General features: G+C 68.8%; 28 protein-coding genes. 14 read left to right on the forward strand and 14 right to left on the reverse strand.

The genetic code is table 11. The features are described 5' to 3' along the window. Positions 1 to 9 precede the first annotated feature (9 nt). The 3 genes from ACW17Y_RS00590 to ACW17Y_RS00600 all read left to right on the forward strand — a co-directional run bounded on the left by ACW17Y_RS00590 (position 10) and on the right by ACW17Y_RS00600 (position 2,862). The gene (locus ACW17Y_RS00590) at positions 10 to 519 is read left to right on the forward strand and encodes a hypothetical protein (RefSeq protein ID WP_492036848.1); all 510 of its coding nucleotides are present in this window, start codon (positions 10 to 12) and stop codon (positions 517 to 519) included. Between the two features lie 118 nt (positions 520 to 637). Further along, complete coding sequence (gene lpdA / locus ACW17Y_RS00595) at positions 638 to 2,068, forward strand: dihydrolipoyl dehydrogenase (protein WP_492036849.1); 1,431 nt, start codon at positions 638 to 640, stop codon at positions 2,066 to 2,068. Positions 2,069 to 2,070: 2 nt separating this feature from the next. Continuing rightward, on the forward strand, positions 2,071 to 2,862 hold the full coding sequence (locus ACW17Y_RS00600; protein ID WP_492036850.1) for an SDR family oxidoreductase: 792 nt from the start codon (positions 2,071 to 2,073) through the stop codon (positions 2,860 to 2,862). Between the two features lies 1 nt (position 2,863). On the opposite strand, the gene ACW17Y_RS00605 is transcribed toward ACW17Y_RS00600, so the two are convergent. Further along, positions 2,864 to 3,886, reverse strand: coding sequence for a retropepsin-like aspartic protease (locus ACW17Y_RS00605; protein ID WP_492036851.1), 1,023 nt, complete (start codon positions 3,884 to 3,886; stop codon positions 2,864 to 2,866). Between the two features lie 133 nt (positions 3,887 to 4,019). Between ACW17Y_RS00605 and ACW17Y_RS00610 the strand changes: the two genes are divergently transcribed. Further along, positions 4,020 to 4,358 carry a hypothetical protein gene (locus ACW17Y_RS00610; RefSeq protein ID WP_492036852.1) on the forward strand — a complete coding sequence of 113 codons (339 nt, stop codon included), beginning with the start codon at positions 4,020 to 4,022 and terminating at the stop codon, positions 4,356 to 4,358. Here the strand turns inward: ACW17Y_RS00610 and ACW17Y_RS00615 are convergent. From ACW17Y_RS00615 to fsa, 3 genes are read right to left on the reverse strand one after another with little or no spacing between them, the layout of a single operon-like run. Continuing rightward, positions 4,355 to 5,284 carry a tyrosine recombinase XerC gene (locus ACW17Y_RS00615; protein WP_492036853.1) on the reverse strand — a complete coding sequence of 310 codons (930 nt, stop codon included), beginning with the start codon at positions 5,282 to 5,284 and terminating at the stop codon, positions 4,355 to 4,357. The genes ACW17Y_RS00610 and ACW17Y_RS00615 overlap by 4 nt on opposite strands. Then, positions 5,266 to 5,976: a DUF484 family protein gene (locus tag ACW17Y_RS00620; RefSeq protein ID WP_492036854.1), complete on the reverse strand. Its 711-nt coding sequence runs from the start codon at positions 5,974 to 5,976 to the stop codon at positions 5,266 to 5,268. The genes ACW17Y_RS00615 and ACW17Y_RS00620 overlap by 19 nt, the downstream gene beginning before the upstream one ends. A 32-nt stretch (positions 5,977 to 6,008) precedes the next feature. Further along, positions 6,009 to 6,662 carry a fructose-6-phosphate aldolase gene (gene fsa, locus ACW17Y_RS00625; protein WP_492036855.1) on the reverse strand — a complete coding sequence of 218 codons (654 nt, stop codon included), beginning with the start codon at positions 6,660 to 6,662 and terminating at the stop codon, positions 6,009 to 6,011. Positions 6,663 to 6,692: 30 nt separating this feature from the next. On the opposite strand from fsa, the gene ACW17Y_RS00630 reads away from it, so the two are divergent. Continuing rightward, positions 6,693 to 8,855, forward strand: coding sequence for a primosomal protein N' (locus tag ACW17Y_RS00630; protein ID WP_492036856.1), 2,163 nt, complete (start codon positions 6,693 to 6,695; stop codon positions 8,853 to 8,855). Between the two features lie 54 nt (positions 8,856 to 8,909). Here the strand turns inward: ACW17Y_RS00630 and ACW17Y_RS00635 are convergent, their stop codons facing one another. Together ACW17Y_RS00635 and ACW17Y_RS00640 are read right to left on the reverse strand one after the other, a co-directional pair. Beyond that, complete coding sequence (locus tag ACW17Y_RS00635) at positions 8,910 to 9,746, reverse strand: glutaminyl-peptide cyclotransferase (RefSeq protein ID WP_492036857.1); 837 nt, start codon at positions 9,744 to 9,746, stop codon at positions 8,910 to 8,912. Continuing rightward, positions 9,746 to 10,576, reverse strand: a complete 831-nt coding sequence (locus ACW17Y_RS00640; protein ID WP_492036858.1) for a TerC family protein — start codon at positions 10,574 to 10,576, stop codon at positions 9,746 to 9,748. Before ACW17Y_RS00640 ends, ACW17Y_RS00635 begins: the two co-directional genes overlap by 1 nt. Positions 10,577 to 10,877: 301 nt before the next feature. Between ACW17Y_RS00640 and ACW17Y_RS00645 the strand changes: the two genes are divergently transcribed. The 9 genes from ACW17Y_RS00645 (at position 10,878) to ACW17Y_RS00685 (ending at position 17,994) form a co-directional block, all read left to right on the forward strand. Beyond that, positions 10,878 to 11,432, forward strand: a complete 555-nt coding sequence (locus ACW17Y_RS00645; RefSeq protein WP_492036859.1) for a F0F1 ATP synthase subunit delta — start codon at positions 10,878 to 10,880, stop codon at positions 11,430 to 11,432. 67 nt (positions 11,433 to 11,499) lie between these two features. Beyond that, complete coding sequence (gene atpA, locus ACW17Y_RS00650) at positions 11,500 to 13,035, forward strand: F0F1 ATP synthase subunit alpha (protein ID WP_492036860.1); 1,536 nt, start codon at positions 11,500 to 11,502, stop codon at positions 13,033 to 13,035. A 34-nt stretch (positions 13,036 to 13,069) separates the two neighbouring features. Further along, entirely contained in the window at positions 13,070 to 13,948 is an 879-nt protein-coding gene (locus ACW17Y_RS00655) for a F0F1 ATP synthase subunit gamma (RefSeq protein ID WP_492036861.1), read from the forward strand. A gap of 43 nt (positions 13,949 to 13,991) precedes the next feature. Further along, positions 13,992 to 15,527 carry a F0F1 ATP synthase subunit beta gene (atpD, locus tag ACW17Y_RS00660; protein ID WP_492036862.1) on the forward strand — a complete coding sequence of 512 codons (1,536 nt, stop codon included), beginning with the start codon at positions 13,992 to 13,994 and terminating at the stop codon, positions 15,525 to 15,527. 2 nt (positions 15,528 to 15,529) lie between these two features. After that, on the forward strand, positions 15,530 to 15,799 hold the full coding sequence (locus tag ACW17Y_RS00665) for an ATP synthase F1 subunit epsilon (RefSeq protein WP_492036863.1): 270 nt from the start codon (positions 15,530 to 15,532) through the stop codon (positions 15,797 to 15,799). Positions 15,800 to 16,096: 297 nt separating this feature from the next. Then, complete coding sequence (locus ACW17Y_RS00670) at positions 16,097 to 16,426, forward strand: DMT family transporter (RefSeq protein ID WP_492036864.1); 330 nt, start codon at positions 16,097 to 16,099, stop codon at positions 16,424 to 16,426. A 19-nt stretch (positions 16,427 to 16,445) separates the two neighbouring features. Continuing rightward, positions 16,446 to 16,682, forward strand: coding sequence for a DUF1272 domain-containing protein (locus tag ACW17Y_RS00675; RefSeq protein ID WP_492036865.1), 237 nt, complete (start codon positions 16,446 to 16,448; stop codon positions 16,680 to 16,682). Positions 16,683 to 16,776: 94 nt separating this feature from the next. Further along, on the forward strand, positions 16,777 to 17,340 hold the full coding sequence (locus ACW17Y_RS00680) for a hypothetical protein (protein WP_492036866.1): 564 nt from the start codon (positions 16,777 to 16,779) through the stop codon (positions 17,338 to 17,340). Positions 17,341 to 17,433: 93 nt separating this feature from the next. Next, positions 17,434 to 17,994, forward strand: a complete 561-nt coding sequence (locus tag ACW17Y_RS00685; RefSeq protein ID WP_492036867.1) for a hypothetical protein — start codon at positions 17,434 to 17,436, stop codon at positions 17,992 to 17,994. A gap of 31 nt (positions 17,995 to 18,025) precedes the next feature. Here the strand turns inward: ACW17Y_RS00685 and ACW17Y_RS00690 are convergent, their stop codons facing one another. The 8 genes from ACW17Y_RS00690 to ACW17Y_RS00725 all read right to left on the reverse strand — a co-directional run bounded on the left by ACW17Y_RS00690 (position 18,026) and on the right by ACW17Y_RS00725 (position 24,790). Continuing rightward, entirely contained in the window at positions 18,026 to 18,520 is a 495-nt protein-coding gene (locus tag ACW17Y_RS00690; RefSeq protein WP_492036868.1) for an RNA pyrophosphohydrolase, read from the reverse strand. A gap of 84 nt (positions 18,521 to 18,604) precedes the next feature. Continuing rightward, complete coding sequence (locus ACW17Y_RS00695; protein ID WP_492036869.1) at positions 18,605 to 19,804, reverse strand: divergent polysaccharide deacetylase family protein; 1,200 nt, start codon at positions 19,802 to 19,804, stop codon at positions 18,605 to 18,607. Positions 19,805 to 19,925: 121 nt separating this feature from the next. Next, entirely contained in the window at positions 19,926 to 20,318 is a 393-nt protein-coding gene (locus ACW17Y_RS00700) for a hypothetical protein (RefSeq protein ID WP_492036870.1), read from the reverse strand. 76 nt (positions 20,319 to 20,394) lie between these two features. Beyond that, positions 20,395 to 21,762, reverse strand: a complete 1,368-nt coding sequence (locus tag ACW17Y_RS00705; protein ID WP_492036871.1) for a S41 family peptidase — start codon at positions 21,760 to 21,762, stop codon at positions 20,395 to 20,397. A 147-nt stretch (positions 21,763 to 21,909) separates the two neighbouring features. Further along, positions 21,910 to 22,971, reverse strand: a complete 1,062-nt coding sequence (locus ACW17Y_RS00710) for a murein hydrolase activator EnvC family protein (protein WP_492036872.1) — start codon at positions 22,969 to 22,971, stop codon at positions 21,910 to 21,912. Beyond that, positions 22,971 to 23,435, reverse strand: a complete 465-nt coding sequence (gene rlmH / locus ACW17Y_RS00715; protein WP_492036873.1) for a 23S rRNA (pseudouridine(1915)-N(3))-methyltransferase RlmH — start codon at positions 23,433 to 23,435, stop codon at positions 22,971 to 22,973. Before rlmH ends, ACW17Y_RS00710 begins: the two co-directional genes overlap by 1 nt. A gap of 169 nt (positions 23,436 to 23,604) precedes the next feature. Continuing rightward, entirely contained in the window at positions 23,605 to 24,093 is a 489-nt protein-coding gene (gene rsfS, locus ACW17Y_RS00720) for a ribosome silencing factor (RefSeq protein WP_492036874.1), read from the reverse strand. Positions 24,094 to 24,223: 130 nt separating this feature from the next. After that, on the reverse strand, positions 24,224 to 24,790 hold the full coding sequence (locus ACW17Y_RS00725; protein ID WP_492038322.1) for a nicotinate-nucleotide adenylyltransferase: 567 nt from the start codon (positions 24,788 to 24,790) through the stop codon (positions 24,224 to 24,226). Between the last annotated feature and the right edge of the window lie 122 nt (positions 24,791 to 24,912).

Consider the following 24,912-nt stretch of genomic DNA (forward strand, 5'->3'; position numbering starts at 1 on the left):
AGCCCGGCCATGAAGATCCTGCGGTTCGTTCTGGTCCTGGTCGTGATCGGCTATGCGGGCTGGCTGGCCTGGCCTTTCATCTCTCCTTTCTTCGAAGGCGCCGCGCCCTCGGTAGCGACCGAGCGCGCCTCCGCCATGGTCGAGGCCGGAGGCGGCATTCCGCAGGCGGTCTTCTGGATCGGCGCGGTTGTCCTCTACCTGATCGCGGCCTTCATGCTGGGCTCGGGCAACCCGAGAGCGGCGGTGGCCTATTTCCTCGGCTTTCTCGCCGACGCCGCCCTGCGTCTGGCCATCGACCGGTCGAGCGGCGGTGGACCGGCCAGCGCTTCCATTCAGACCGACACCTATGCCGGCGGCGGCGAGATCGCCCAGCGGTCGGCCGAAGCTGTGGCGCCGGCAGGCCTGCCGGTCGATCCGACCTGGCTGATCCTCGGCGTTCTGCTGGTGGTCGGCATCGCCATCGTCGTCCTGACCCGCCGGAGGGCGCGACGGCGCACGCCCGGTCATCTCACCGCCTGAAGAAGCCCCCTCGCCGGACACGGCCCGGCTTCCCATATCCGCCACAGTGGTTGACCAACACGGGTCAGACGCTAGGACAGCGGCCGACTCCCCGTCCGCGCCCGATCCAGAGGTTTTCATGGCAGACGCCGCCCCCGCCCCCGCTGCAATCGCTTCCTATGACGTCGTCATCATCGGCGGCGGCCCCGGAGGCTACAACGCCGCGATCCGCGCGGGGCAGCTGGGGCTGAAGGTCGCCTGCATCGAGAAGGGCCCGACCCTGGGCGGCACCTGTCTGAACGTCGGCTGCATGCCATCCAAGGCCCTGCTGCACGCTTCGGAACTGTTCGAGATCGCCAACAAGGAGTTCGGCACGCTCGGCATCGATGTCGGCACGCCGAAGGTCAACCTGCCGCAGATGATGAAGCAGAAGGCCGACAGCGTCGGCGCCCTGACCAAGGGCATCGAATTCCTGTTCAAGAAGAACAAGGCCGACTGGATCAAGGGCACGGGCAAGATCGTCGGGACCGGAAAGGTGGAAGTCACAGCGGCCGACGGAACCGTCACGAGCCTGACCGCCAAGGACATCGTCATCGCCACGGGCTCGGAGCCCACCCCCTTGCCGGGCGTGGACTTCGTCGAGGGCAAGATCATCGATTCCACCGGCGCCCTGTCGCTGTCGGCCATCCCGAAAAAGCTGATCGTCATCGGCGCGGGCGTGATCGGGCTCGAACTCGGCTCGGTCTGGCGCCGTCTGGGCGCCGAAGTCGTCGTGGTCGAGTTCCTCGACAAGGTCGGCGCCGGCATGGACGCCGAGGTCGCCACCGCCTTCCAGCGCGGCCTGACGAAGCAGGGCATGACCTTCAAGATGGGCACCAAGGTCACCTCGGCGAAGGCGGCCAAGGACGGCGTCGTCCTGACGATCGAGCCTGCCGCAGGCGGCGCGGCCGAGACCCTGACGGCCGACGTGGTACTGGTCGCCATCGGCCGTCGCCCCTACACGGCGGGTCTGGGCCTGGAGAGCGTCGGCATCGAGACCGACAAGCGCGGCTTCCTCGTCAACGACCATCTCAAGACCGGCAAGGACGGCATCTGGGTCATCGGCGACGTGACCCACGGCCCGATGCTGGCCCACAAGGCCGAAGAAGAAGCCGTCGCCGTCATCGAATACATCGCTGGCAAGGCGGGCCACGTCGACTACGACCTGGTCCCCAGCGTCATCTACACCGGCCCGGAAGTGGCCTGGGTCGGCAAGACCGAGGAACAGCTCAAGGCCGCGGGCGTCGCGTTCAAGAAGGGCAAGTTCCCCTTCACCGCCAACTCGCGCGCCAAGATCAACCATGAGACCGAGGGCTTCGTGAAGGTTCTGGCCGACGCGACGACCGACAAGGTGCTCGGCGTGCATATCTTCGGCCCCTCGGCGGGCGAACTGATCGCCGAGGCCTGCATCACCATGGCCTTCGGCGGATCGTCCGAGGATATCGCCCGCACCTGCCACGCCCACCCGACCCGCTCCGAAGCCGTCAAACAGGCGGCCATGGGCGTCGAGGGCTGGACCATGCAGGCTTAAGGGTGGACCTTCAGCTCACGGGCAAGCGCGCTCTCGTCTGCGGCGGATCCAGCGGCCTCGGCCGCGCGGTGGCCGAGGCTCTGGCGGCGGAGGGCGCGTATGTCGCCCTGCTGTCGCGGGATGCGGCGAAGCTGCAGGTCGTGGCCGACGGGATCAATGCGACGGGGACCGGCCGGGCCGTGGTCGTGACGGCCGATCTGGCCGATCACGCGGGTCTGCTGGCCGCCGTAGATTGGGCCGAGAGCCTGCTGGGCGGGCCGATCGAAATCCTGCTGAACAACACGGGCGGGCCGCCGCCGTCTGGCGTGGCGGGGCTCGATCCTGACCTGTGGCGCGCCCAATTCGAGTCGATGGTGCTGTCGGTGTTCCGCCTGACCGACCGGGTCCTGCCGGCCATGCGGGCGGCGGGCTGGGGGCGGATCCTGAACGTCGCCTCGTCCTCGGCGGTTGAGCCGAGTCCCGTGCTGGGCGTGTCCAACACTTTGCGGGCGGGGATCACCGGCTGGGCCAAGAGCCTGGCGACCGAGGTCGCGGCCGACGGGGTGACAGTCAACACCCTCCTGCCCGGCCGTATCGACACGCCGCGCATCCAGCAACTGGATCGGTCGAACGCCGAACGCACCGGCGTGACGCCCGAACAGGCGCAGGCGAAGTCGGTCGAGAGCATTCCGGTCGGACGGCTGGGCCGGCCGGCCGAATTCGGGGCCGTGGCCGCCTTTCTGGCCAGTCCAAAAGCGGCCTATGTCACCGGCTCCCTGATCCGCATCGACGGCGGCGCGATCCGGGGAATTTGAGCTACCGTTCGACGGCCGACGGCGTGGTTCGCGGCTGCAGCCCGCCGAAGCCCATGCGGCGCGAACCATAGTCCAGATCCACCCGGCGGAAGCGATAGAGAACGTCGGCGCCGATCAGGAGCGCGGGCCGGTCGCTGAGCCCCAGCGCCCGGAAGGCGTGCAGATCCGCGAACAGAAGCGGCGTGGGTCCGAGCTGGTGTCGGCCGATCTGCAGGGTGTTCAGGCGTCCGGCATAGGCATCCATGGTCTGGCCGGTGACGCCGTAGAGTGGAATGGGGCGGGAGCCGACCTGACCGCCGATGGCGCGAAGGAGGGCGGTGTTGCCGATCGAATACTGGCCGCCGCTGTCGACGAACGATTGAACCGGTACGCCGTCCGCCACGGCGTTGGTCAGGATGAGTTGTCCGGAGGCGTCGGCGCGCGCCCTTGTTCCGCCCGGCAGTCGCGTTGGAATGACGGAGGCGATGCCGCGCGCGAAGAAGGCTGGCCCCGAAGGCGTCAGGGCGACGGTTCGATCCGCCAGATCCATCGACAGCCGGAACTGCGAAAGTATGTCCAGGCCCAGCAGGCCGTCCGCAGCCAGCAGCGACCGCTCGAACACGGGCATGACCATGTGATTGAAGCGACGCCGGCCGAAGTTCAGCCGATCGACCAGAACCGTGGGGGTGGTCGCGGCCGATGTGATGCCGTGGACGACCACGGTCGGTCCGGGCGCCAGCCCGAGCGCCTCGGCGAGGTCGCGGGCGATCGAGGTCCGCTCGGCGCCGGTGTCGAGCACGAAAAGGCGCGGCCTGCTTCCGTTCAGCCGCACGGCGGCCGCCATCCGGGTCAGCAAATTCGCCGACAGGGACAGCGCATCCGGCGGTGGGGCGTCGGGGCCGGCGGCGGGCGGAGGAGCGGCCTGTCGTGCGGAGGCCGGACAGCCCGGACCCGCCAGCAGAAAGGCGCCGCCCCCCAGCACCAGCCGGCGGTCGAGGCCCCCGCGCCCGGGTTCGTCCCTGGTCTGCGTTGTCCGCTCGATCATGGCCGCCTCCCCGCGGCATTTGCCCGAGCCTAGGACGGGGGCAGGGGCGCGCCTAGCCGTAACCGCGTTACCGTTTAGTCATGTCGTGATGCAGCCGGAGGGTGTAGACTGGTCGCTCAGGATGGAGGTTCCGATGCTGTCGATGCTGCTCCTTCTCGCCGCCGCGCCCCAGTCGGCGATCCCGCCTATGCCGCCCGCACCGGTGCCCGGAGGGCGGGGAACGATGCGTGTTTTCGGCCAGTCGCCGGTTGGCTGCGCCTCGTTGGCCATGCCCGCGAATGATCCGAACGCGGGCAACACCCTGCTCTGGCGTGAGGGCCAGGACCCGGTTGGTCACTACCTGTTGCTGGAGCGTCGCGTGAACGGCTGTTCGGTCCCGATCGTCGTCGACTATCGCGTCCCCGGATCCAACGCCCTCGGGCGCGAGGTCGGCCGCGCTCCCGTTCCTTCGTCGGCAGTCGTCCGCCCCTAGGCCCTCGGATGCGCCGCCGCGTAGGCGCCCAGCAGGTGGGCGGCGTCGACGGCGGTGTATTTCTGGGTCGTCGACAGGCTGGCGTGACCCAACAGTTCCTGAATGCTGCGCAGGTCCGCGCCCGCGCCCAGCAAATGGGTCGCGAAACTGTGCCTGAGCGCGTGGGGCGTTGCGCTGGCGGGCAGGCCGAGGCGACCGCGCAGTTTCTGGACCGTCGCCTGCACATGGCGGGCGCTCAAGGGACCGCCGCGTCGGGCGCGGAACAGGGCGTCGGACGGCTGCAGCGGGAAGGGCTGGGCGGCCAGGGCCGCGTCGACCGCTGAACGGACGGCGGGCAGGACCGGGACGATCCGGGTCTTGCCGCCCTTGCCGGTGATACGCAGGCTTTCGGGCAGGGGGGCGTCGGCGCGGGTCAGTCCGAGCGCTTCCGAGATCCGAAGGCCGCAGCCGTAGAGCAGCGACAGGACGGCGGCGTCGCGCAGGGCCTCCCACGGCTCGGCGTCGGGATCTAGGGCGGGCTCGGCCAGCATGCCGCGCGCCTGATCGGCGCTGACCGGACGGGGCAGGGACGGCTTCATGCGCGGGCCGCGCACGAGGGCCAGCTGGGGCGCGGGCGTGTCGCAGCGCCGGTCGAGGAAGACGTGGAAGGTGCGGATGGCCGACAGGGTCTGGCTGAGCGAGCGGGCGTTCAGAGGGTGGTCGCCACTGCGACGCTCGGCGAGGTGGGCGCGCAGTTCGGCGGCGGTGACGGTTCCGAGGTCGGTGAGGGCTTGAGGCTCGCCGCGGTGGCGTTCGAGGAAGGCGAGGTAGAGCCGGCCGATGTGGCCGTAGGCCTCCAGCGTCCGGGGCGAGAGCCGGCGCTCGTGCGCCAGATGCTCGAGCCAGGCGGAGAGGGCTTCGGACGCTGTCAGTTCAGGATGGGCCATCGTTCGGCCGTGCGTTCGACGACCCGGGCGATGAAGGCGACCAGTTCGCAGCCCATGCCGGGGGTGAAACCCTCTTCCTCGGGCGAGGCGAAGGCGCAGAGGGCGGGACGGGCCTCTTCTGCGCGCTCGCCGCCGAGGTGCGGGGCCATGCGGATCAGGGCGATGGATCTGGCCTGATCCGTCGACGGGCCGAACAGGTCGAGACCGTCGAACATGGGGCCCAGCCAGGTCAGGCCGTGGTCGCCGAGCAGGGCATCGACGCCGCCGGCCTCCAGCCCGCGCCAGCCGAAGGGCACGCCGCCGGGTTTCTCGACGGCGATGGCGGCGCCCGCGAGACCGAACCTGCCTTGCGCCACCGCGTCGAGGCGGCGGGCAAGGTCGGAGTGGTTGCGCGATTCCATCAAATCCAGCGCCGCGACATGGGTCTGGGTCTGGGCCGCGAAATTGGCGCGGGCGACCGATTCGATGCGCTTCCTGGCATCGGCCTCGCGCTCGGCGGCCTCTTCCAGTCGGGTCAGGGCGGCGCGGCCGAACTCGACGACGTTGCGGCCGTGGGGTTTCAGCCCGACCTCTTCCAGCAGGGAGCGGTCGTCGAGCAGGGTCTGGGGATGCGCCTGCAACCAGGCGCGGACGTCCGGCCAGTGCAGTTCGCGGTCGGCGAACAGGTCTGCGGTCTGGTCCCTGGACGTCACGTCGGCGCTCCTCCCGGAACGCCGGGTCGTGGCTAGAGAATCGACTGGCCGGTCTTGCCCCAGTCCGCCAGGAAGGCATCAAGCCCCTTGTCGGTTAACGGGTGCTTGATCAGGGCCTTGAAAGTGTCGGCCGGCAGGGTCGCGGCGTCCGATCCGGCGAGGGCGGCGGCCGTCACATGGGCCGGATGCCGCAGGGAGGCGGCCAGAATCCGGGTCTCGAACCCGTGGATGTCGTAGAGGGTCCGGATCTCTTCCAGCAGGTCCGTCCCGACCGCGCCGTGGTCGTCGAGGCGGCCGACGAAGGGCGAAACGTAGGTGGCGCCGGCCTTGGCGGCCAGCAGGGCCTGGGCGGCGGAGAAGCACAGGGTGACGTTCGTCTGGATGCCCTTGTCGGCGAAGTTGCGGGCCGCGCGCAGGCCGTCCCAGGTCAGGGGCAGTTTCACGACCACATTGGGGGCGATGGCGGCGAGCTTGTCGCCTTCCTTGACCATGGTCTCGAAATCGACGGCCACGGCTTCGGCGGAGATCGGGCCCTCGACCAGGGCGCAGATTTCGGCGATGACCTCGGCGATGTTGCGCCCGGACTTTGCGATCAGCGTGGGATTGGTGGTCACGCCGTCCACCATCCCGGTGGGCAGCATGTCCTTGATGACGGCGACGTCGGCGGTGTCGAGGAACAGTTTCATGAGGCGGGTTCTAGCTGAGCGGGCCTGCCGGTGAAAGTCGCCTCGGTTCTCATTCCCCTGCCAGTGCACGAGGCCTTCGACTACGAGGTGGCCGAAGGCATGGATCTGGCGCGTGGGGATCAGGTCGCCGTGCCCCTCGGGCCGCGCCTGATGCGGGGCATCGTCGCCGAGGTGCGGGAGACGACGGGATCGAACCGGCGGCTGAAGGCGGTCGAGACGAAGCTTGAAGATCCGCGCCTGCCACCGGGGACGGTCGACTTCGTGGAGTGGGCCGCGCGCTGGACCCTGAGCCCGCCTGGCGAGATGGCGGCGACGGCGCTGAAGGGCTTGCGGGCGCCTCGGCCCCGGCCGGAGCGGAAGGTGCGGCGGGTCGGGGATCGAGCGCCGGCGAGACCGACGGCGGCGCGGACGGCGGTGCTGGAGGCGCTGGGCGAGAACGCGATGCGGGGGCCGGATCTGGCCCGGGCGGCCGCCGTGTCCTCGGCTGTGGTGAAGGGGCTGGTCGATGAGGGGGTGCTGGAGGTCATCGAGATCGAGGTGGAGGCGGCGTTCGACCGGCCCGATCCCGACCATGCCCCGGCGAGGCTGAACGCGGATCAGGGGGCGGCTGCGGACGCCCTGTCGGCGGCGACGCAAGGCGGCGGGTTCAAGCCCTTCCTGCTCGACGGGGTCACCGGGTCGGGCAAGACCGAGGCCTATCTGGAGGCGGTGGCGCGGACGCTGAAGCGGGATCCGGCGGCCCAGATCCTGATCCTGCTGCCCGAGATCGCCCTGACCCAGGCCCTGATCGAACGGATCACGAAGCGGTTCGGGGCGGCGCCGGCGGAGTGGCATTCGGGAGTGGCCCCGCCGCGTCGGCGAATGGTGTGGGAGGCGGTGGTGGCGGGCCGCTGCAACATCGTGGTCGGGGCGCGGTCGGCGCTTTTCCTTCCCTTCCCGAACCTGAAGCTGATCGTCGTCGACGAGGAGCACGACGGGTCGTTCAAGCAGGAGGACGGGCTGGTCTATCACGGCCGGGACCTGGCCGTGGCGCGGGCGCGGATCGAGGGGGCGGTTGTGGTCCTAGCCTCGGCGACGCCGTCGCTGGAGACGCTGTGGAACGCCCATCATGGCCGCTATGGCTGGCTGAAGCTGTCGAGCCGGCACGGGGCGGCGGTGCTGCCGCAGATCAGCCTGCTGGACCTCAGGCAGAACCCGCCCGACCCCCAGACCTGGCTGTCCCAGCCGCTGCGCGAGGCGATCGGAGAGACCCTGCTGGTCGGGGAACAGACCCTGCTGTTCCTGAACCGGCGCGGCTATGCGCCGGTGGTGCTGTGCCGGGCCTGCGGGCATCGGATGACCTCGCCGGACACCGACAGCTGGCTGGTCGAGCACCGCTACACCGGGCGGCTGGTCTGCCACCTGACGGGCTTCTCGATGGTGCGGCCCAAGCTGTGCCCATCCTGCGGGGCCGAGGACAGTCTGGTTTCGGTCGGACCCGGCGTGGAGCGGGTCGAGGAGGAGGTGCGTCAGCTGTTCCCGGAGGCGCGGACGGCGGTGTTCAGTTCCGACACCATTCCTGATCCGAAGGCGATGCGCGCGCTGATCCAGCGGATGACCGACGGGGAGATCGACATCCTGGTGGCGACCCAGGCGGCCGCCAAGGGGCACAATTTCCCGCATCTGACCCTGGTCGGGGTGGTGGATGCCGACCTGGGTCTGCGCGGCGGCGACCTCAGGGCGGCCGAGCGCACCTTCCAGTTGCTGACCCAGGCGACGGGCCGGGCGGGGCGGGCGGACAAGCCGGGGCGGGCGATCCTGCAGACCTGGACGCCCGAGCATCCGGTGCTGATGGCGCTGGCGGCCGGTGACCGGGACGCCTTCGTCGAGGCCGAGATGGCCGAGCGGGAGGCGGCCTCCCTGCCGCCGCACGGGCGGCTGGCGGCGATCATCCTGTCGGGGATCGATGCGATGGCGGTGGAGAAGGTGGCTAACGATCTGGCGGCGGCGATCCCGAACGCGGAACGGCTGGAGGTCTATGGGCCGGCCGATGCGCCGCTGGGTCTGATCCGGGGACGGCGGCGGAAGCGGCTCTTGGTGCGGGCGGACCGGGATGTGGACCTGCAGGGGTTTCTGCGGTCGTGGCTGAGCCGGGTGAAGGTGCCCGGATCGGTGCGACTGACGGTGGATGTGGACCCGTACAGCTTCTTGTAGGGCGCTACCGCTCGACGCGCGGCGTCTCGCTGCTTGAGCGCGCGCCCGCTTCGATCAGCGCGGGCCGGTCAGCCGGATCTCGAACAGTTTCGGCCAGTTCTTGCCGGTGACGAACAGTCGCCGGTTCTCCGAGTCCCAGGCGATGCCGTTCAGGACGTCGTCGGCCGGATTGTCGACGGGGTCAGGAAGGATGCCGGTCAGGTCGATGACGCCGGTGACCGCACCCGTCGCGGGGTCGATGCGGACGATGTAGTTGGTCTGCCAGACGTTGGCCCAGACCTCGCCCTCGATGAACTCGAGCTCGTTCAGCCGCTCAAGCGGACGGCCCATGTAGGTGACGGGCACCGAGCCGGTCTGTTGCAGGGTGTTGGGATCGAGGAAACGCAGCGACGGCGACCCGTCTGACAGGATGACCCGCGTCTCGTCGTGGGTCAGGCCCCAGCCTTCGCCGGAATAGGAGAAGGTCCCGGCCGGCTCCAGGTCGTCGATGTCCCAGACGAAGCCGTGGCCGCCCTGCCAGGTCAGGGTGAGGATGCGGTCGCCGATGGCCGTCAGGCCCTCGCCGAAGAACTGCATGTCCAGATCGCGCTTCTGCAGGACCACGCCGTCCTCCAGCCGCACGCGGCGCACGCTGGACGGATGGCGGCCGGTGCTCTCCAGCAGGATGCCGTCGTGGAACTCCAGCCCCTGGGTGAAGGCGGCGGGGTCGTGGGGGTAGGTGGCGACGATCTCGTAGCCGTAGCGGGGCGGCCGGGCAGGCTGGGTCGCGGGCGCGACGGCCTGAGCGACGGGGGCTGCGGGCGCCGCCGTCTGTGCGAGCACGGCCGGGGCGAAGGCGAGGCCGATCAGCCCCGCGAACGCCGCGACCGGACGGGACGCCCGCCCACGCATCAGTGTGTCGGATCGGCGGCGGCTTCCGCCTCCGCCACCTTGGCGCGCACTTCCGCCTGATCGGCGACCTGACGGGCAAGCTTGGCCTTCTCCTGTTTGGAGGTGGCCGCTCGTCCCATCATGTTCAGCGCCTCGACCCCGGCCGAGAAGGCCATGGCGGCGTAGATATAGCCCTTGGGCACATGGAAGCCGAAGCCGTCGGCGATCAGCACCAGGCCGATCATCAAGAGGAAGCCCAGGGCCAGCATGACCACGGTCGGGTTCTTGGCGATGAAGTTGGCCAGCGGGTCGGCGGCCAGCAGCATGACCGTTACGGCGGCGAGAACGGCCACGACCATGATCGGCAGGTGCTCGGTCATGCCGACGGCCGTCAGGATGGAGTCGATCGAGAAGACCAGATCCAGGATGATGATCTGGACGATCGCCGAGCCGGCGTTCGAGATCATCACGTCCTTCTTGTCGAGGACGTCGTGCGAGGGGGTCGGATCGACCGTGTGGTGGATTTCCTTGGTCGCCTTCCAGATCAGGAACAGGCCGCCTGCGATCAGGATCAGGTCCTTCCACGAGAACTCGTTGCCCATGACAGTGAAGACCGGCTGGATCAGGCCGACCAGCCAGGCGATGATCGACAGAAGGGCGAGGCGCATCACCAGGGCCAGGCCGATGCCGATGCGACGCACCCGCTGGCGATGCTCTGGCGGGAGCTTGTTCGACAGGATCGAGATGAAGATCAGATTGTCGATGCCGAGCACGACCTCCATCACCACCAGGGTGACGAGGGCCGCCCAGGCGGCTGGATCGGAGAGAAGCGGGATGATGCTGTCGAACATTGGGGTCTTTCGGACGAGTGTAATTTTCCTCTGTAGCGCACGGGGCGCGACAGAGTTCAAGCGGACGTTAGCGCACAGGGGACGAGGCTCGCGCCTGCCCCGCGCCCGCAGGGTGCGACCGTATCGTTCCCCGGCTTCGGTTGCGACAGCGAAAAGCCCATGCTATCAGGCGCCCGGCTTCCAGGGGGCGTTTCTAACGAGACGGCCCTTGGCGTGCTTTCCTTAAGCATTACAAGCCTTTGACCGGCGCGAGCTTCGCGGCCGGTCGTTTGAACAGATACGCACAGCGGACGGACAGGCCTTGGCTGACGATTTCAGAACGACGGAAGTCGGCGCGCGCTACGCTCAGGCGCTGTTCGACCTGGCCCTCGAGACCGGCCGACTGGAGGCCGTTCGGGCTGACCTGAAGTCGTTGAAGGCCGCCTGGATCGAGAGCGCCGACCTGCGCCGCCTCGCCAACTCGCCCGTCATCGCCGCCGAAGACCAGCAGAAGGGCCTCGTCGCCATCGCGACCAAGGCGAAGTTCGACGGCACCACAAAGAATTTCCTCGGCCTCCTGGCCCAGAATGGCCGCGCGCGTGACCTGGGCTCGGTGATCACCGGCTTCGAGGCCCTGTATTCGGCCCACACCGGAGCCGTCGCCGCAGAGGTGGTCTCGGCCGTGGCTCTGACGACCGCCCAGACCACCCATATCCGCTCGGCCCTGATGAAGGCGCTGGGCAAGGCTCCCGAGATGACCGCCCGCGTCGATCCGTCGATCCTGGGCGGGCTGAAGGTCAAGGTCGGCTCGAAGCTGTTCGACGCCTCACTGAAGACCAAGCTCGACCAGATGAAGTTCGCCCTCAAGCGCGCATAGCGCTCCGCCCCAACACGATGCTGCGGGTTTGATCGCCCGCCCTGAAGACCAAGACAGAGAGATCCAAATGGACATCCGCGCCGCCGAGATTTCGGCCATCCTCAAGTCCCAGATCGCCAACTTCGGCGTGGAAGCCGACGTCTCTGACGTCGGTCAGGTCCTGTCGGTCGGCGACGGCATCGCCCGCATCCACGGTCTGGACAACGTCCAGGCCGGCGAGATGATCGAGTTCCCCAAGGCCGGCGTTAAGGGCATGGCCCTGAACCTGGAACGCGACAACGTGGGCGCCGTGATCTTCGGCGCCGACGCCCAGATCGCCGAGGGCGACGAAGTCCGCCGCCTGGGCGAGATCGTGGACGTTCCGGTCGGCAAGGGCCTGCTGGGCCGCGTCGTCAACCCGCTGGGTGAGCCGATCGACGGCAAGGGCCCGATCCAGTTCACCGAGCGTCGCCGCGTGGACGTGAAGGCTCCTGGCATCATCCCCCGCAAGTCGGTGCATGAGCCGATGCAGACCGGCCTGAAGGCCATCGACACCCTGATCCCCGTCGGCCGCGGCCAGCGCGAGCTGATCATCGGCGACCGTCAGGTCGGCAAGACCGCCGTGGCGATCGACACCATCCTGAACCAGAAGTCGATCAACGTCGAAGGCGCCTCGGAGAGCGAGAAGCTCTACTGCATCTACGTCGCCATCGGCCAGAAGCGCTCGACCGTGGCCCAGATCGTCAAGACGCTCGAGGAGCGCGGCGCCCTGGAGTACACCATCGTCGTGGCCGCCACGGCTTCGGAGCCGGCCCCGCTGCAGTTCCTGGCCCCGTTCTCGGGCACGGCCATGGGCGAGTATTTCCGCGACAACGGCATGCACGCCCTGATCGTGTACGATGACCTTTCCAAGCAGGCCGTGGCCTATCGCCAGATGTCCCTGCTGCTGCGCCGTCCGCCGGGCCGTGAAGCCTATCCGGGCGACGTCTTCTACCTGCACAGCCGCCTGCTGGAGCGTTCGGCCAAGCTGAACGAGGACAACGGTTCGGGCTCGATGACCGCCCTGCCGCTGATCGAAACCCAGGCCAACGACGTCTCGGCCTACATCCCGACGAACGTGATCTCGATCACCGACGGCCAGATCTTCCTGGAATCCGACCTGTTCTACCAGGGCATCCGCCCGGCCGTGAACGTCGGCATCTCGGTGTCGCGCGTGGGCTCCTCGGCCCAGATCAAGGCGATGAAACAGGTCGCCGGTTCGATCAAGGGTGAGCTGGCCCAGTATCGTGAGATGGCCGCCTTCGCCAAGTTCGGCTCGGACCTGGACGTTTCGACCCAGAACCTGCTGGCCCGCGGCGCGCGCCTGACGGAACTGCTGAAACAGCCCCAGTACTCGCCGCTGACCGTCGAAGAGCAGGTCGTGTCGATCTACGCCGGCACGCGCGGCTACCTCGACAAGATCGCCGTGGCCGACATCGCCCGCTTCGAATCGGAACTGCTGGCCCGCATGCACTCGGCGCACGCCTCGACGCTGGCCGCCATCAAGTCGACCAAGGCCCTGTCCAAGGAGCTGGAAGCCGAGCTGAAGGCCGCGATCGAAGCCTTCGCCAAGACCTTCGCCTAAGTCTGACCCCGGACAGCTGAAAGAGTAGCGCCCGATGGCCAGCCTCAAGGAAATGCGGAATCGGATCGGAAGCGTCAAGTCGACGCAGAAGATCACGAAAGCCCTGAACATGGTCGCCGCGGCCAAGCTGAAGCGCGCCCAGGATCAGGCCGAGAGCGCCCGTCCCTATGCCCGCAAGATGGCCGCCGTGATCGCCAACCTGGCGGCCGGCGTCTCGGGCGACGGCGCGCCGAAGCTCCTGGCCGGCACCGGCAAGGACCAGAAGCACCTGCTGGTCGTCGCGACCGGCGACAAGGGTCTGGCGGGCGGTTTCAACACCAACGTCATCCGCGCCGCCAAGGAACGGATCAACACCCTGCTCGCCGCCGGTAAGGACGTCAGCATCATCGCCGTGGGCCGCAAGGTCCGCGACGGCCTGACCCGCCAGTTCGGCAGCCGTATCGTGCGCACCTTCGAGCTCTCCGAGCACAAGGTCATCGGCATGAACGCCGCCGAGCCGATCGCCGAACTGATCGCCTCGGAGTTCGAGGCCGGTAACGCCGACGTCGTGACCCTGTTCTACAGCCGCTTCCAGTCGGTCATCTCGCAGGTGCCGACGCCGAAACAGCTGATCCCGGCGGTCGTCGACGGCGACGCCCCGCCAATCGACCTGAACGGCGCCGTCTACGAGTACGAGCCCTCGGAAGAGGAAATCCTCGACGTCGTCCTGCCGCGGAACATCACCACCCAGGTGCTGGCTGCGCTGTACGAGAACCAGGCCAGCTTCTTCGGGGCCCAGATGGGCGCCATGGACAACGCCACCCGCAACGCGGGCGACCTCATCAACTCTCTGACGCTGCAGTACAACCGCAAGCGCCAGGCCCAGATCACCACCGAACTGATCGAGATCATCGCCGGCGCGGAAGCGCTCTGATCCTCCGATCCTGACAGATACAGACCGAAACGGACCCCTCCCGATGACCGACACCGTCGCCAAGAAACCCGCCGCCAAGAAGGCTCCGGCCAAGAAGACCGCTCCGGCGGCCGCCACCGGCAACGCCGCCTATTCGGCCGGCACCGGCGTGGGCAAGATCGCCCAGGTCATCGGCGCCGTCGTGGACGTCGAGTTCTCCGGCGAACTGCCGGCGATCCTGAACGCCCTGCAGACCCAGAACGTCGACCAGAAGACGGGCGAGCCCTTCACCCTGGTCCTGGAAGTCGCCCAGCACCTGGGTGAGAACATGGTCCGCACCATCGCCATGGACACCACCGAAGGCCTGACGCGCGGGCAGCCGGTCACGGACACGGGCACCTCGATCCTGGCGCCGGTCGGCCCGGGCACGCTCGGCCGCATCATGAACGTCGTCGGCGCGCCGATCGACGAAGCCGGCCCGATCCAGACGACGATGTTCCGCCCGATCCACCGCGAGGCGCCGACCTTCGAAGAGCAGTCGACCTCGTCGGAAATCTTGGTCACGGGCATCAAGGTCATCGACCTGATCTGCCCCTACACCAAGGGCGGCAAGACCGGCCTGTTCGGCGGCGCCGGCGTGGGCAAGACCGTGACCATGCAGGAACTGATCAACAACATCGCAAAGGCCTACGGCGGCTATTCGGTGCTGGCCGGCGTGGGTGAGCGCACCCGCGAAGGCAACGACCTGTATCACGAGATGATCGAGTCCAACGTGAACGTCGCCGGCGGCGGCGAAGGCTCCAAGTGCGCCCTCGTCTACGGCCAGATGAACGAGCCTCCCGGCGCCCGCGCCCGCGTGGCCCTGACCGGCCTGGCCCAGGCCGAATACTTCCGCGACGAAGAGGGCAAGGACGTGCTGCTCTTCATCGACAACATCTTCCGCTTCACGCAGGCCGGTTCGGAAATGTCCGCCCTGCTGGGTCGTATCCCGTCGGCCGTGGGCTATCAGCCGACGCTGGCCACCGAGATGGGCAACCTTCAGGAACGCATCACCTCGACCAAGAAGGGCTCGATCACCTCGATCCAGGCCATCTACGTTCCCGCCGACGACCTGACCGACCCCGCGCCCGCCGCCTCGTTCGCCCACCTTGACGCAACGACCGTGCTGAACCGCGACATCGCCGCCCAGGCCATCTTCCCGGCCGTGGACCCGCTCGACTCGACCTCGCGCATCATGGACCCGCTGGTCATCGGCGAGGAACACTACCGCGTCGCCCGTTCGGTCCAGGAAGTCCTGCAGCAGTACAAGGCCCTGAAGGACATCATTGCCATCCTGGGCATGGACGAGCTGTCGGAAGAGGACAAGCTGGTCGTCTCGCGCGCCCGCAAGATCTCGCGCTTCCTGTCCCAGCCCTTCTTCGTGGCCGAACAGTTCACCAACTCGCCCGGCAAGTTCGTCTCGCTGGAAGACACGATCCGCTCGTTCAAGGGCATCGTGGCCGGTGAATACGACCACCTGCCGGAAGCCGCCTTCTACATGGTCGGCGCCATCGAGGAGGCCGTCGAAAAGGCCGCCAAGCTCGCCGCGGACGCTGCATAAGCATGGCCGGGAAGCTTTCTTTCTCGCTGGTGTCGCCTGAGCGCGAGGTCTTCAACGGCCTCGTCGATCAGGTCGACGCGCCGGGCGTTGAGGGCGACTTTGGCGTCCTCGCCGACCACGCGCCCTTCATGACCGCCCTGCGCGAAGGCCCCGTCGTCGTGTTCGACGGCTCCTCGAAGCGCACCTTCGAGGTCAAGGGCGGCTTCGCCGACGTGACCCCGGCCGGCCTGACCATCCTGGCCGAGGCGGCGACCGAGGTCGCGGCGGCCTGACGATCGGCCCGGGCGCGATATGACCGCCCTCACCTATCTGCTGGCAGCCGGCGCGCAAATCGCCGGCTGTTCTGCATTCCGGGCCGGGCCGCAGCGAGGGGCGTGACGGTCGCCAAATTTCATCGTCAAATCGACCAGGTCCCGACGTCAATCGCGCCAACCTGACCAATCGGCTTGATCGGTGCCGAAACCGGACTAGATATCCGCTGCAAGACGAGGCCACGCCCTCGCCCCGACGCCGCCGGCGCCGGGCCAAGCCCGGGACGGCCCGGCCTTTCGCAAGGAGGGCCGTCGACAATGGCCTGGGTCTATCTTCTCATCGCCGGCCTGCTCGAGATCGTCTGGGCCTATTTCATGAAACAGTCCGAGGGGTTCACCCGGCTGTGGCCCAGCCTGCTCACGCTCGGCTTCATGGCCGCCAGTTTCGCCCTGCTGTCGCTGGCGATGAAGTCGCTGCCGATGGGCACGGCCTATGTGATCTGGACCGGCATCGGCGCCGTCGGCGCCTTTATTGTCGGCGTGGTGCTGCTGGGCGAGAGCCTGACGGTGATGCGCGTCGTTGCGGCCTTGCTCGTCGTGAGCGGGCTGGTCATCTTCCGTCTGGCGCCGGGCGGCTCTTCGCACTGACGCCCATCAGGAGGTGCGGATGCTGGAGCTTCGACCCAACTGCGAATGCTGCGACCGGGACCTGCCACCCGAGAGCGCGGACGCCCGGATCTGCACCTTCGAATGCACCTTCTGCACGGACTGCGTCGACGGTCCGCTGAAGGGCGTCTGTCCCAACTGCGGCGGCAACTTCGCACCGCGTCCGATCCGGCCTGCGGGAAAGCTGGCGCGCTTTCCCGCGAGCACTCGCCGGATCACGCGAGCGATCTGTCCCTGACGGTTTCCGACGGAAGAGCCGACTGTCGCCGCATCCTCTGGCTCCATCTCGCCTCAATGGCTAGGCTTTCCCGGTCTTCAAGGGACCCGACCTGATGCGCCCTCGCCTGATCGCCTTCATCCTGACCCTGGCCGGCGCGGCGGCTCCGCCTGTCGTCGCCCAGACCAATGACGCACAGCCTGCTGAAGCCATGCTGCATGCGGTGCGCAAGGTCTGTGGCGCCAATGTCGCCGGACGACTGCCGTTCGACATCATGAACGCCGACCTGAACGGACCTCGTGTCACCCTGGCTGACGTCTCCGGCGATCCCGCCACGCTCACCGCCTTCCACGACATGGAGACGGATCGGGTGGCGTTCGGCTTCGTCGTCTCGGACACCGGGCGGATCAATATCGGCGTCGACGAGACCCTGTCCTGGTGCCGCGTGGCGGCGCTGGATGTCACCCCGGCGGACGTCGAGGCCATGAAGGTCGGGCTCCGGACCCTCGACGACTGGTCCGAGACCGGCCAGGTCGCACCGGGCGTGACCCAGTATCTAGCCACCCTCGACGGAGACATCGTCTTCGTCCGCGTCGCCGATCCGGCCGTCGCCCCCGGCTTCGGCCCATCGGCGGGCCTGATCGTCACCGTGATGAACCCGGCGGCCCAGGAGGAGTGAGGCCCACGGCCTTCTTTCGACTAACACCGATTTTCGACTCGCAGGACGGCCCGGGCCGGGTCTAGTCTGCTGCGTCAGGACAGGAAACACGACATGACGACCCTCCGACGCCTCGCTCTCGCGACGACCCTCGGCCTTCTGGGCGCTTCCCACGCGCAAGCCCAGACGGCGACCGCGACGCCCGCCGGGGCCTTCCTGTATGCCGTTCAACACGTGTGCGCGAAGAACGCCATGGGCGAACTTCCATTGAACCCGCCCTCGGCCGCGCTGACGGCCGCGCATGTCGAACTGGTCGACGGCGGCAGCGATCCGGACACCCGGGGCGCCTTCCACGACATGCCGGTGACCATCAACTACGGCGCGGTCGCCTCGGCCAGCGGCCAGATCACCATCGGCGCCGACGAAGCGGGCAGCTGTCGCGTCGCGGCGATCAATGTGACCGCCGCCGACGTCACGGCCATCACCGCCGCCCTGCGCGACGCAGGGGGCGACTGGAACCAGATCTCGGCCGACGCCGCGGCGGGTTCGGCGACCTTCAGCGGCACGATCGGCGCGGAATCGGCGATGATCGAGATCGTCACCCCGCCGGCCGGCTCCCACTGGGGCAAGGCGGGGATCATGGCCACGGTGATGAACCCGGCCGCGGGGTCTTAGGAGCCGCGAACGCCCGCGGCGTGGTCGCTCGCTACTTGAGGGCGGGCCCGGCGAACTTCGCGAACGCCGCCACGACCTGCTCATAGGCCTGGCGCTTGAACGGCACGATGAGGTCGCAGGCTTCTGTCAGGTCGCCCCAGCGCCAGGCGTCGAACTCGATGTCGTCGTGCCGGTCGAGGCGGATTTCGTCCTCGTCGCCCGTGAAGCGGAAGGCGAACCAGACCTGTTTCTGGCCGTCCCACGGCTTGCGGCCTTCGGCGCGGTGCCGGGCCTTCAGGACCTCGGGGAAGTCGTAGACGATCCAGCCTTCGGTGCGGCCGATGAGGTCGACGGAGACGACGCCCGTCTCCTCCTCGAGCTCGCGCCGGGCGGCGGCCTCGATGTCCTCGCCCTTGTCGACGCCGCCTTGGGGGAACTGCCACACGTGGGCCCCGTCCTGTCCGGCGCGGTGGCCGAACCAGACCTGGCCGTCCTGGTTGAACAGGACGACGCCGACGTTGGGGCGGTGGCGGGGGAAGTCGGGCATGGAGGAGGGCTTAGGGCTTGGGGCTTGGCGAGTAAACGAGGGCGGGCGGCCCTAGCCCCAAGCCCTGGCGCCCAAGCCCTCGCGTCAGCGCCCCGGCCGCTGCGTCATCGCCGAGGCCGGCGCCAGCTGCAGCCCGCGCGCGTCCAGACCGGCGGTCCAGCGGGCGGCGGCCTCAACCGTCACGGGATAGGCGAAGCCGGTCCCCAGAGCCGCGCCGCGCGTCTTGGCGGCGGCCTCAAGGGCGTTCAGGCGGCCGATGATGGCGGCGGGGGTCTGGATCTCGTCGATGACCGTGTCGGCGCTGGCGCGGGCCCAGGCGCCCGGGCGGCGACGCGCCATGCCGTCGTCAAGGAAGGCTACGCCGCGCTGGCGCAGGATGCCGAGAAAGGACGCCATGCCCGTATCCGAGGTCACGAACCGGTCGCCGAGATAGTTGGTGACGCCGAAGTAGCCGGTGGCGCGGCCCAGGAGCCAGTTCATCTTCGCCGCGACGTCGTCGGGCGTGGCGTTGGCCAGCAGGGTGTAGGGGCCGGGATCGTTGTTGGGATAGCCGGTCGGCTCCATCGGAATCTCGATCATGACCTCGTGGCCCTGGGCGCGGGCGAGGTCGATCCAGCCCTGCAGCCCTTGGGCGTAGGGCACGAACGACAGGGTCACGTCGGCGGGCAGGCGTTCGATGGCGGCGCGGGTGGTCACGGCGTTCAGGCCGAGGCCGCCGACGATCAGGGCGACGCGCGGCTTGCCGTTGGACTGGAAGGGACGGGCATAGGCCTGGGCCGGGACGCGGCCGTCGGTGGCGATGACGGGCAGGGCGCCTTGCGGGCCCGGCTGGCTGAGGCCGGCGATGGGGGCTTCGGGCAGGGGCGAGGCGGCCAGGGCGGGCGCGGCGATGGCCGAGCCGCCGGCGACGGTCGCGCCGTCGGGCAGGGTGATCAGTGCGTCGCCGCCGGCTGCGCCGTTGGGGTCGAGCGCGGGGTCTGCTCCCAGACCCTGCCAGGCGGCGAATCCGCCCATGGAAAAGGCTTCAAGACCGGTGGGCGCGGGCGCCTCGACGGGCGCCTCCCGGTGCAGGGAGACGCGGGCGGTCGGGGTCCCGGCGCGGGGGTCGCCGAGGACGGTCAGGAACAGGGCCACCGTGCCGAGCAGCAGCAGGCCCGCCGCGCCGACGGCGACCGGGGGCTTTTTGAACACCGCCAGCGCCGACTTCAGGTCGAGCTTCGGCAGCCGACCCGTAGGCGCGGCGCCGGCCGTGGCGGCGAGGGCGGACTGACGCTTGGCGAACATGGACGGCGAACGCTCTGGAAGCTGGCGACCGGACGGATTCCGGACGACGATCATCGCCTGCGACTATGAACGGGCGGCGGTTAAGAAAGCCTAACGCGCCGTTATCCATGTTCGGGTCGGATCAGAGCGATCCGTTCATCGCGCAGACGGTCTGGGCCAACTGGACGAACCCCGGGGTGCTGGCGCTCCAGGCTTCGGCGGTGGAGGCCCGACCGGCGCCCAGGGCGGAGCCGTCAGCGGCGTAATTCATGCCGCTGGCCCAGTCCGCGTTGTGCTCGGCGCAGTGGAATGTGATTTCGTGGATCGACCAGGCGACGGTCGCCGTGCTGCCGGTCACGGGAAGGGGCGTGACATAGCGCGCCAACACCGAGGTGGTGCGGGTATCGCCCGAGGCCGTGGTTCGGCCCGAGGTGAAGGACCAGGCGGCGAAGTCGTCACGAGCGACGCCCTCATAGGCGGACAGGCCGTTTTGCTGCGGGCCGAACAGGGCGGCGGCGAGTGCGAGCATGATCATGGTTCGGGATCCTGACGTCGGAGAACGCAGAAATCTCAAATAGGACCAGGCTTGGCAAGGGCGGGCCGCCCGAGGACTATTCCTCGGGCTCTTCCGTCGATTCGAGGGCGGCGACCTCGACAGTCCCGTCGCTGATAACGATGCCTTCGGGCGCGGCCGCCAGACGGGTCAGGTCGCCGCCGGCGCGCAGGACGTCGAGGGCGCGCTGCAGCTGGTAGTCGGCGTCCTCGTCATAGTCTTCGCCCGGCGCCTCGCGCGGGGTGTGGGCGCCCTTGCGCTCGGCGCCGATGGAGGCGTCCAGCGCGGTCGCATAGGCGGCCTCGGAATAGATGAAGCTTGAGCGGGACACGATCCGCGCCTCGGCCTCGGTGCGGGCGACCTCGAGGTCCGGTTCGATGCCGATCTTCTGGATCGAGGCGCCGGACGGGGTGTAGTAGCGCGCCGTCGTGATCGACAGGGCGCCGTCGCGACCGCCGCCCAGAGGGATGACGGTCTGGACCGAGCCCTTGCCGAAGGATGTCAGGCCGACGAGCGTGGCCCGCTCCTGATCCTTCAGGGCGCCGGCGACGATCTCGGACGCAGAGGCCGATCCGTAGTTGATCAGGACCACCAGCGGCAGGCCGCCGGTCAGGTCGCCCGGACGGGCGGCGTAGCGCTCGATCTGGTCAGGCTTCCTGCCACGCTGGCTGACGATCTCGCCGCGCTCAAGGAAGGCGTCGGACACGTCGATGGCCGCCGTCAGCAGGCCGCCGCCGTTGTTGCGCAGATCAAGGACGAAGCCCTTCACGTCGGGATGGTCGCGCTTGATCTTCTCGATCGCGGCGGTCAGCTCGCGGCCGGTGTTCTCATTGAAGGTCGAGATGCGAAGGTAGCCGAAGTCGCCTTCCATGCGGCTTGTGACGCTGTCGACCTTGATGACCTCGCGGACCAGGGTCACCTCGCGCGGCTCCTCGCCGTCGCGCAGGAAGGTGACGGTGACCGAGGTGCCCATCGCGCCGCGCAGCTTTTCCGAGACCTGTGTCACGGTCATGCCCGCGGCGTTCTGACCCTCGATGGCGGAGATGACATCACCCGCCTGGACACCTGCCTTGGCCGCAGGACTGTCGTCCATCGGCGAGATGACCTTCACCAGACCGCCCTCGGCCGTGATGGTCAGGCCGACGCCCGAATATTCGCCGCTCGTCCGTTCCTGCAGGTCCTCGAACCCTTGCGGCGGCAGATAGTTGGAGTGGGGGTCGAGCGCGGTCATCATGCCCGCGAGCGCCGCCTCGATCAGTTTCTTGTTGTCGACGGGGACGACATAGGCCTGTTCCACGACCGCCAGAACGTCGCCGAACAGCTGCAGCATGCGGAAGGTTTCGTTGCGTGGCGTCTGGGACGCCACCGTCATGCCGCTGAGACCAAGGGCCGCGAGGGCGGCGCCGGCGATGAGCAGTTTACGCATTCGGTCTCTTTCGGGGCCGCCCGGAAAGGCGGCGAGGCGGGAGGGTCGCGGGACCTCACGATGAAATCGTGGCGCCCCCGCGTCCTCTGGATAAAATCAGCGTCATGACGCCATGGGAAGCGGTTTCGGCTGAAGGGAAGCCTCGCTTCAAAGATAGGGCGCCGGATCGACGGCGCGATCGTCGCGGCGCAGCTCGAAATAGACTTCTCCGCCACGCGCCGCAGAGCCCAGGCCCTGGCCGTCGGCGACACGCTCGCCACTCTCGACGCTGACCGTATCCAGACCGGCGATGACGGCCCGCCAGCCGCCGCCGAGATCGAGGATCACCACCTCGCCCCAGCCGCTGAGCGGGCCTGCGTGATCGACTCGCGCCCCGGCGGGCGAGGCGACCGGGCCGGAGGGCGCGGCCCAGCGGACGCCCTGTCCCGATTTCGCCGAGGCCCCTGTGACGGGGGCGGTCAGTCGGGCGCGGCCGCCTGGCAGGCGGGTCGAGGGCGTGGGTGCGTCGGTGGCGGTCGCAGGGCGGCCGCCGAGGTTGCGGATGCGGGTCTCAAGAGCCGACGCCGCGCGCTCGGCGCGGGCGGCGTCTGCGCGCAGCACGGCCAGCAACGCGGTGCGACGGTCGGACAGGTCCTCGATCTCCGCGCGCCGGTCGCCCTGGGCGCTCTCGGTGGTCAGCAGGCGTTCCGAGGACAGGACGGCGAGGCGGCGGATGCGGACGACCTCGGCCTGACGGGCGGCGAAGGCGGCGGCGCGACGCTGCATCTCCGGGGCCATGGCCTGCATCAGGATGGCGGCGCGGACGGTGTCTACGGCTCTGTCGGCGGGGACCAGCAGGGGCGGCGGAGGCTTGCGGCTCATCATCTGCAGCGCTGACAGGAGGCGGCCCTGGCCGTCGCGGGCGCGGGCCAGTTCGGCGACGATGGCGGCCTCGCGCCGGCTCAGGTCGCGCAGTCGCTGGCGCTGGGCCGAAAGCTGCATGTCGTCGGCGGTCTGGTCGGTGCGCAGGGTCGCCAGCTCGCGGTCCAGTGCGGTGATCTCGATCTGGGCGTCCCGGGCGTCGGCGCGCAGACGCCGGGCGCGGACCTGTTCGTCGCGGTACTGGGTCTGGAGCTGTTCGAGGTCGTCCTGAAACACCGACGAGGCTGGGGCTGCGGCGGGCAGGCCGGCGAGGGCGATCAGCAGGCTGAGGACGGCGGCGCGGTTCATCAGTCCCGATGATAGGGTGATCCGGCGAGGATCGTCACCGCGCGATAGAGCTGTTCTGCCAGCATGGCGCGGGCAAGGGCGTGCGGCCAGGTCTGGGGTCCGAAGGCCAGGGTCGATCCGGCGGCGGCGAGGACACTGGCATCCAGCCCGTCCGCCCCGCCGATGACGAAGACCAGTCGCCGCTCGCCCCGGTCGCGCAGGGTCGCGACATGGTCGGCGAAGGCGCGGCTGGAATACGTCTTGCCGCGCTCATCGCAGGCGATCAGATGCGCGCCCTCGGCGGCCGCCAGCAGCAGTTCAGCCTCGGGCGCCTTGCCGGTCTTGCGGGGTTCGAGGTCGATCAGGTCGAGCGGGCCGAGACCCAGGGCCCGCCCGGCAGCCGTGGCGCGGGCCGCGTAGTCGCTCGCAAGCGCGGCTTCGGGTCCGCGGCCCGGCTTGCCGATGGCGGCGATGGCGAGTTTCACGGCCTATCCTTCTCCCCTTGCGGGAGAAGGTGGCCGAGCGCAGCGAGGTCGGATGGGGGGTCGCACCGTCGGGGCCAACCGGGCTTCAGCCCCCCATCCCAATGTTCAGCGTGACCCCTCATCCGTCAGCCTTCGGCTGCCACCTTCTCCCGCAAGGGGAGAAGGAAACCTAGGCGTTCGCCGTTCTATGGGCGCTGTCGACGGCCCAGATCTTTTCGATGTTGTAGAACATCCGCACTTCGGGGCGGAACAGGTGGACGATGACGTCGCCCGCATCGATCAGGACCCAGTCGCAGTGCGGCAGGCCTTCGACCTTGGCGCGGCCGAGGCCGTTTTCTTTCAGCGTGCGCAGCAGGTGGTCGGCGAGCGCGCCGACGTGGCGGTGCGAGCGGCCCGAGGCCACGATCATGCTGTCGGCCATGGGCGATTTGCCCCTGAGGTCGATCAGGACGATGTCTTGGGCCTTGTCGTCGTCCAGCTTGGACAGCAGGGCGATTTCAAGCGGGGTCGAACCGGTCGGGACGATGCCCTGACGGTCGAAATTGGACGCGTCGTCGCTGCCGTCATCCGCGCTGAACAGCGGGAAGTCTTCGGCGGAGTCGTCGGAAAGGTCTTCGTCTTGACCGTCTTCGGAATGGATGGGCGCGATCGGCTCCATCTCATGGGCCGTGTTCGAAACGGCTTCATCTTGCGCGTCGTGCGCGGGCGAGGGGGTCAGCGGAGGGCTCCGGGAGGGTTCACTAAAGACGTCCTCTATCACGGATGGCCCGAAACGTCGACTTACGGCCTCAAGGCGATTTCTGGGCACGCAAAGCTGTTGATGAGCTGGGGTTCAGCGGGGCCGTCAGATAGGTCCAGGCCGGGGCCGTCATGGTCGGCAAAAGGCGCGCCTCGTTGGACGAGACCCTATGACCGGCGAACCGCCTGGCGGCGGGGGCGGCGCGGCTTTCCAGCAGGCTTCCCGGCCGGGCGATCACGGCCACGGGCATCATCCGCATGATGTCGGTCCAGCCGCGCCAGCGGTGGAAATTCTCCAGATTGTCCGATCCCATGAGCCAGACGAAATGCACGCCCGGATGCCGCCGCTTCAGGGCGCGCAGGGTGTCGATGGTCCAGGCGGTGCCGACGCGGGTCTCGAAATCGGAGACCACCATGTGCGGTCCGCGCGCGAAGGTCTCCGCCGACGCCATGCGCTCGGCGAGCGGGGCGGTCTGGCGCGTGTCCTTCAGCGGGTTCTGAGGAGAAACCAGCCAGATCACGCGATCGAGATCGAGGCGCTGAAGCGCCGTTTCCGCCACATGGGCGTGGCCGTCGTGAGCCGGATTGAAGGAGCCGCCAAAGAGGCCGACCTTCATCCCGGCGGTCAGACCCAGGCCATCCCTCAGCGCCCCTGATCGGGGGCCGCTCGCCTGGGGCGCGGGACCGGCGTGGAAGAAGGACAAGACGGGCGGGCTCGCGGCGGACTTATGCTCACGGA

Source organism: Brevundimonas sp. AVps7 (assembly GCF_058681545.1).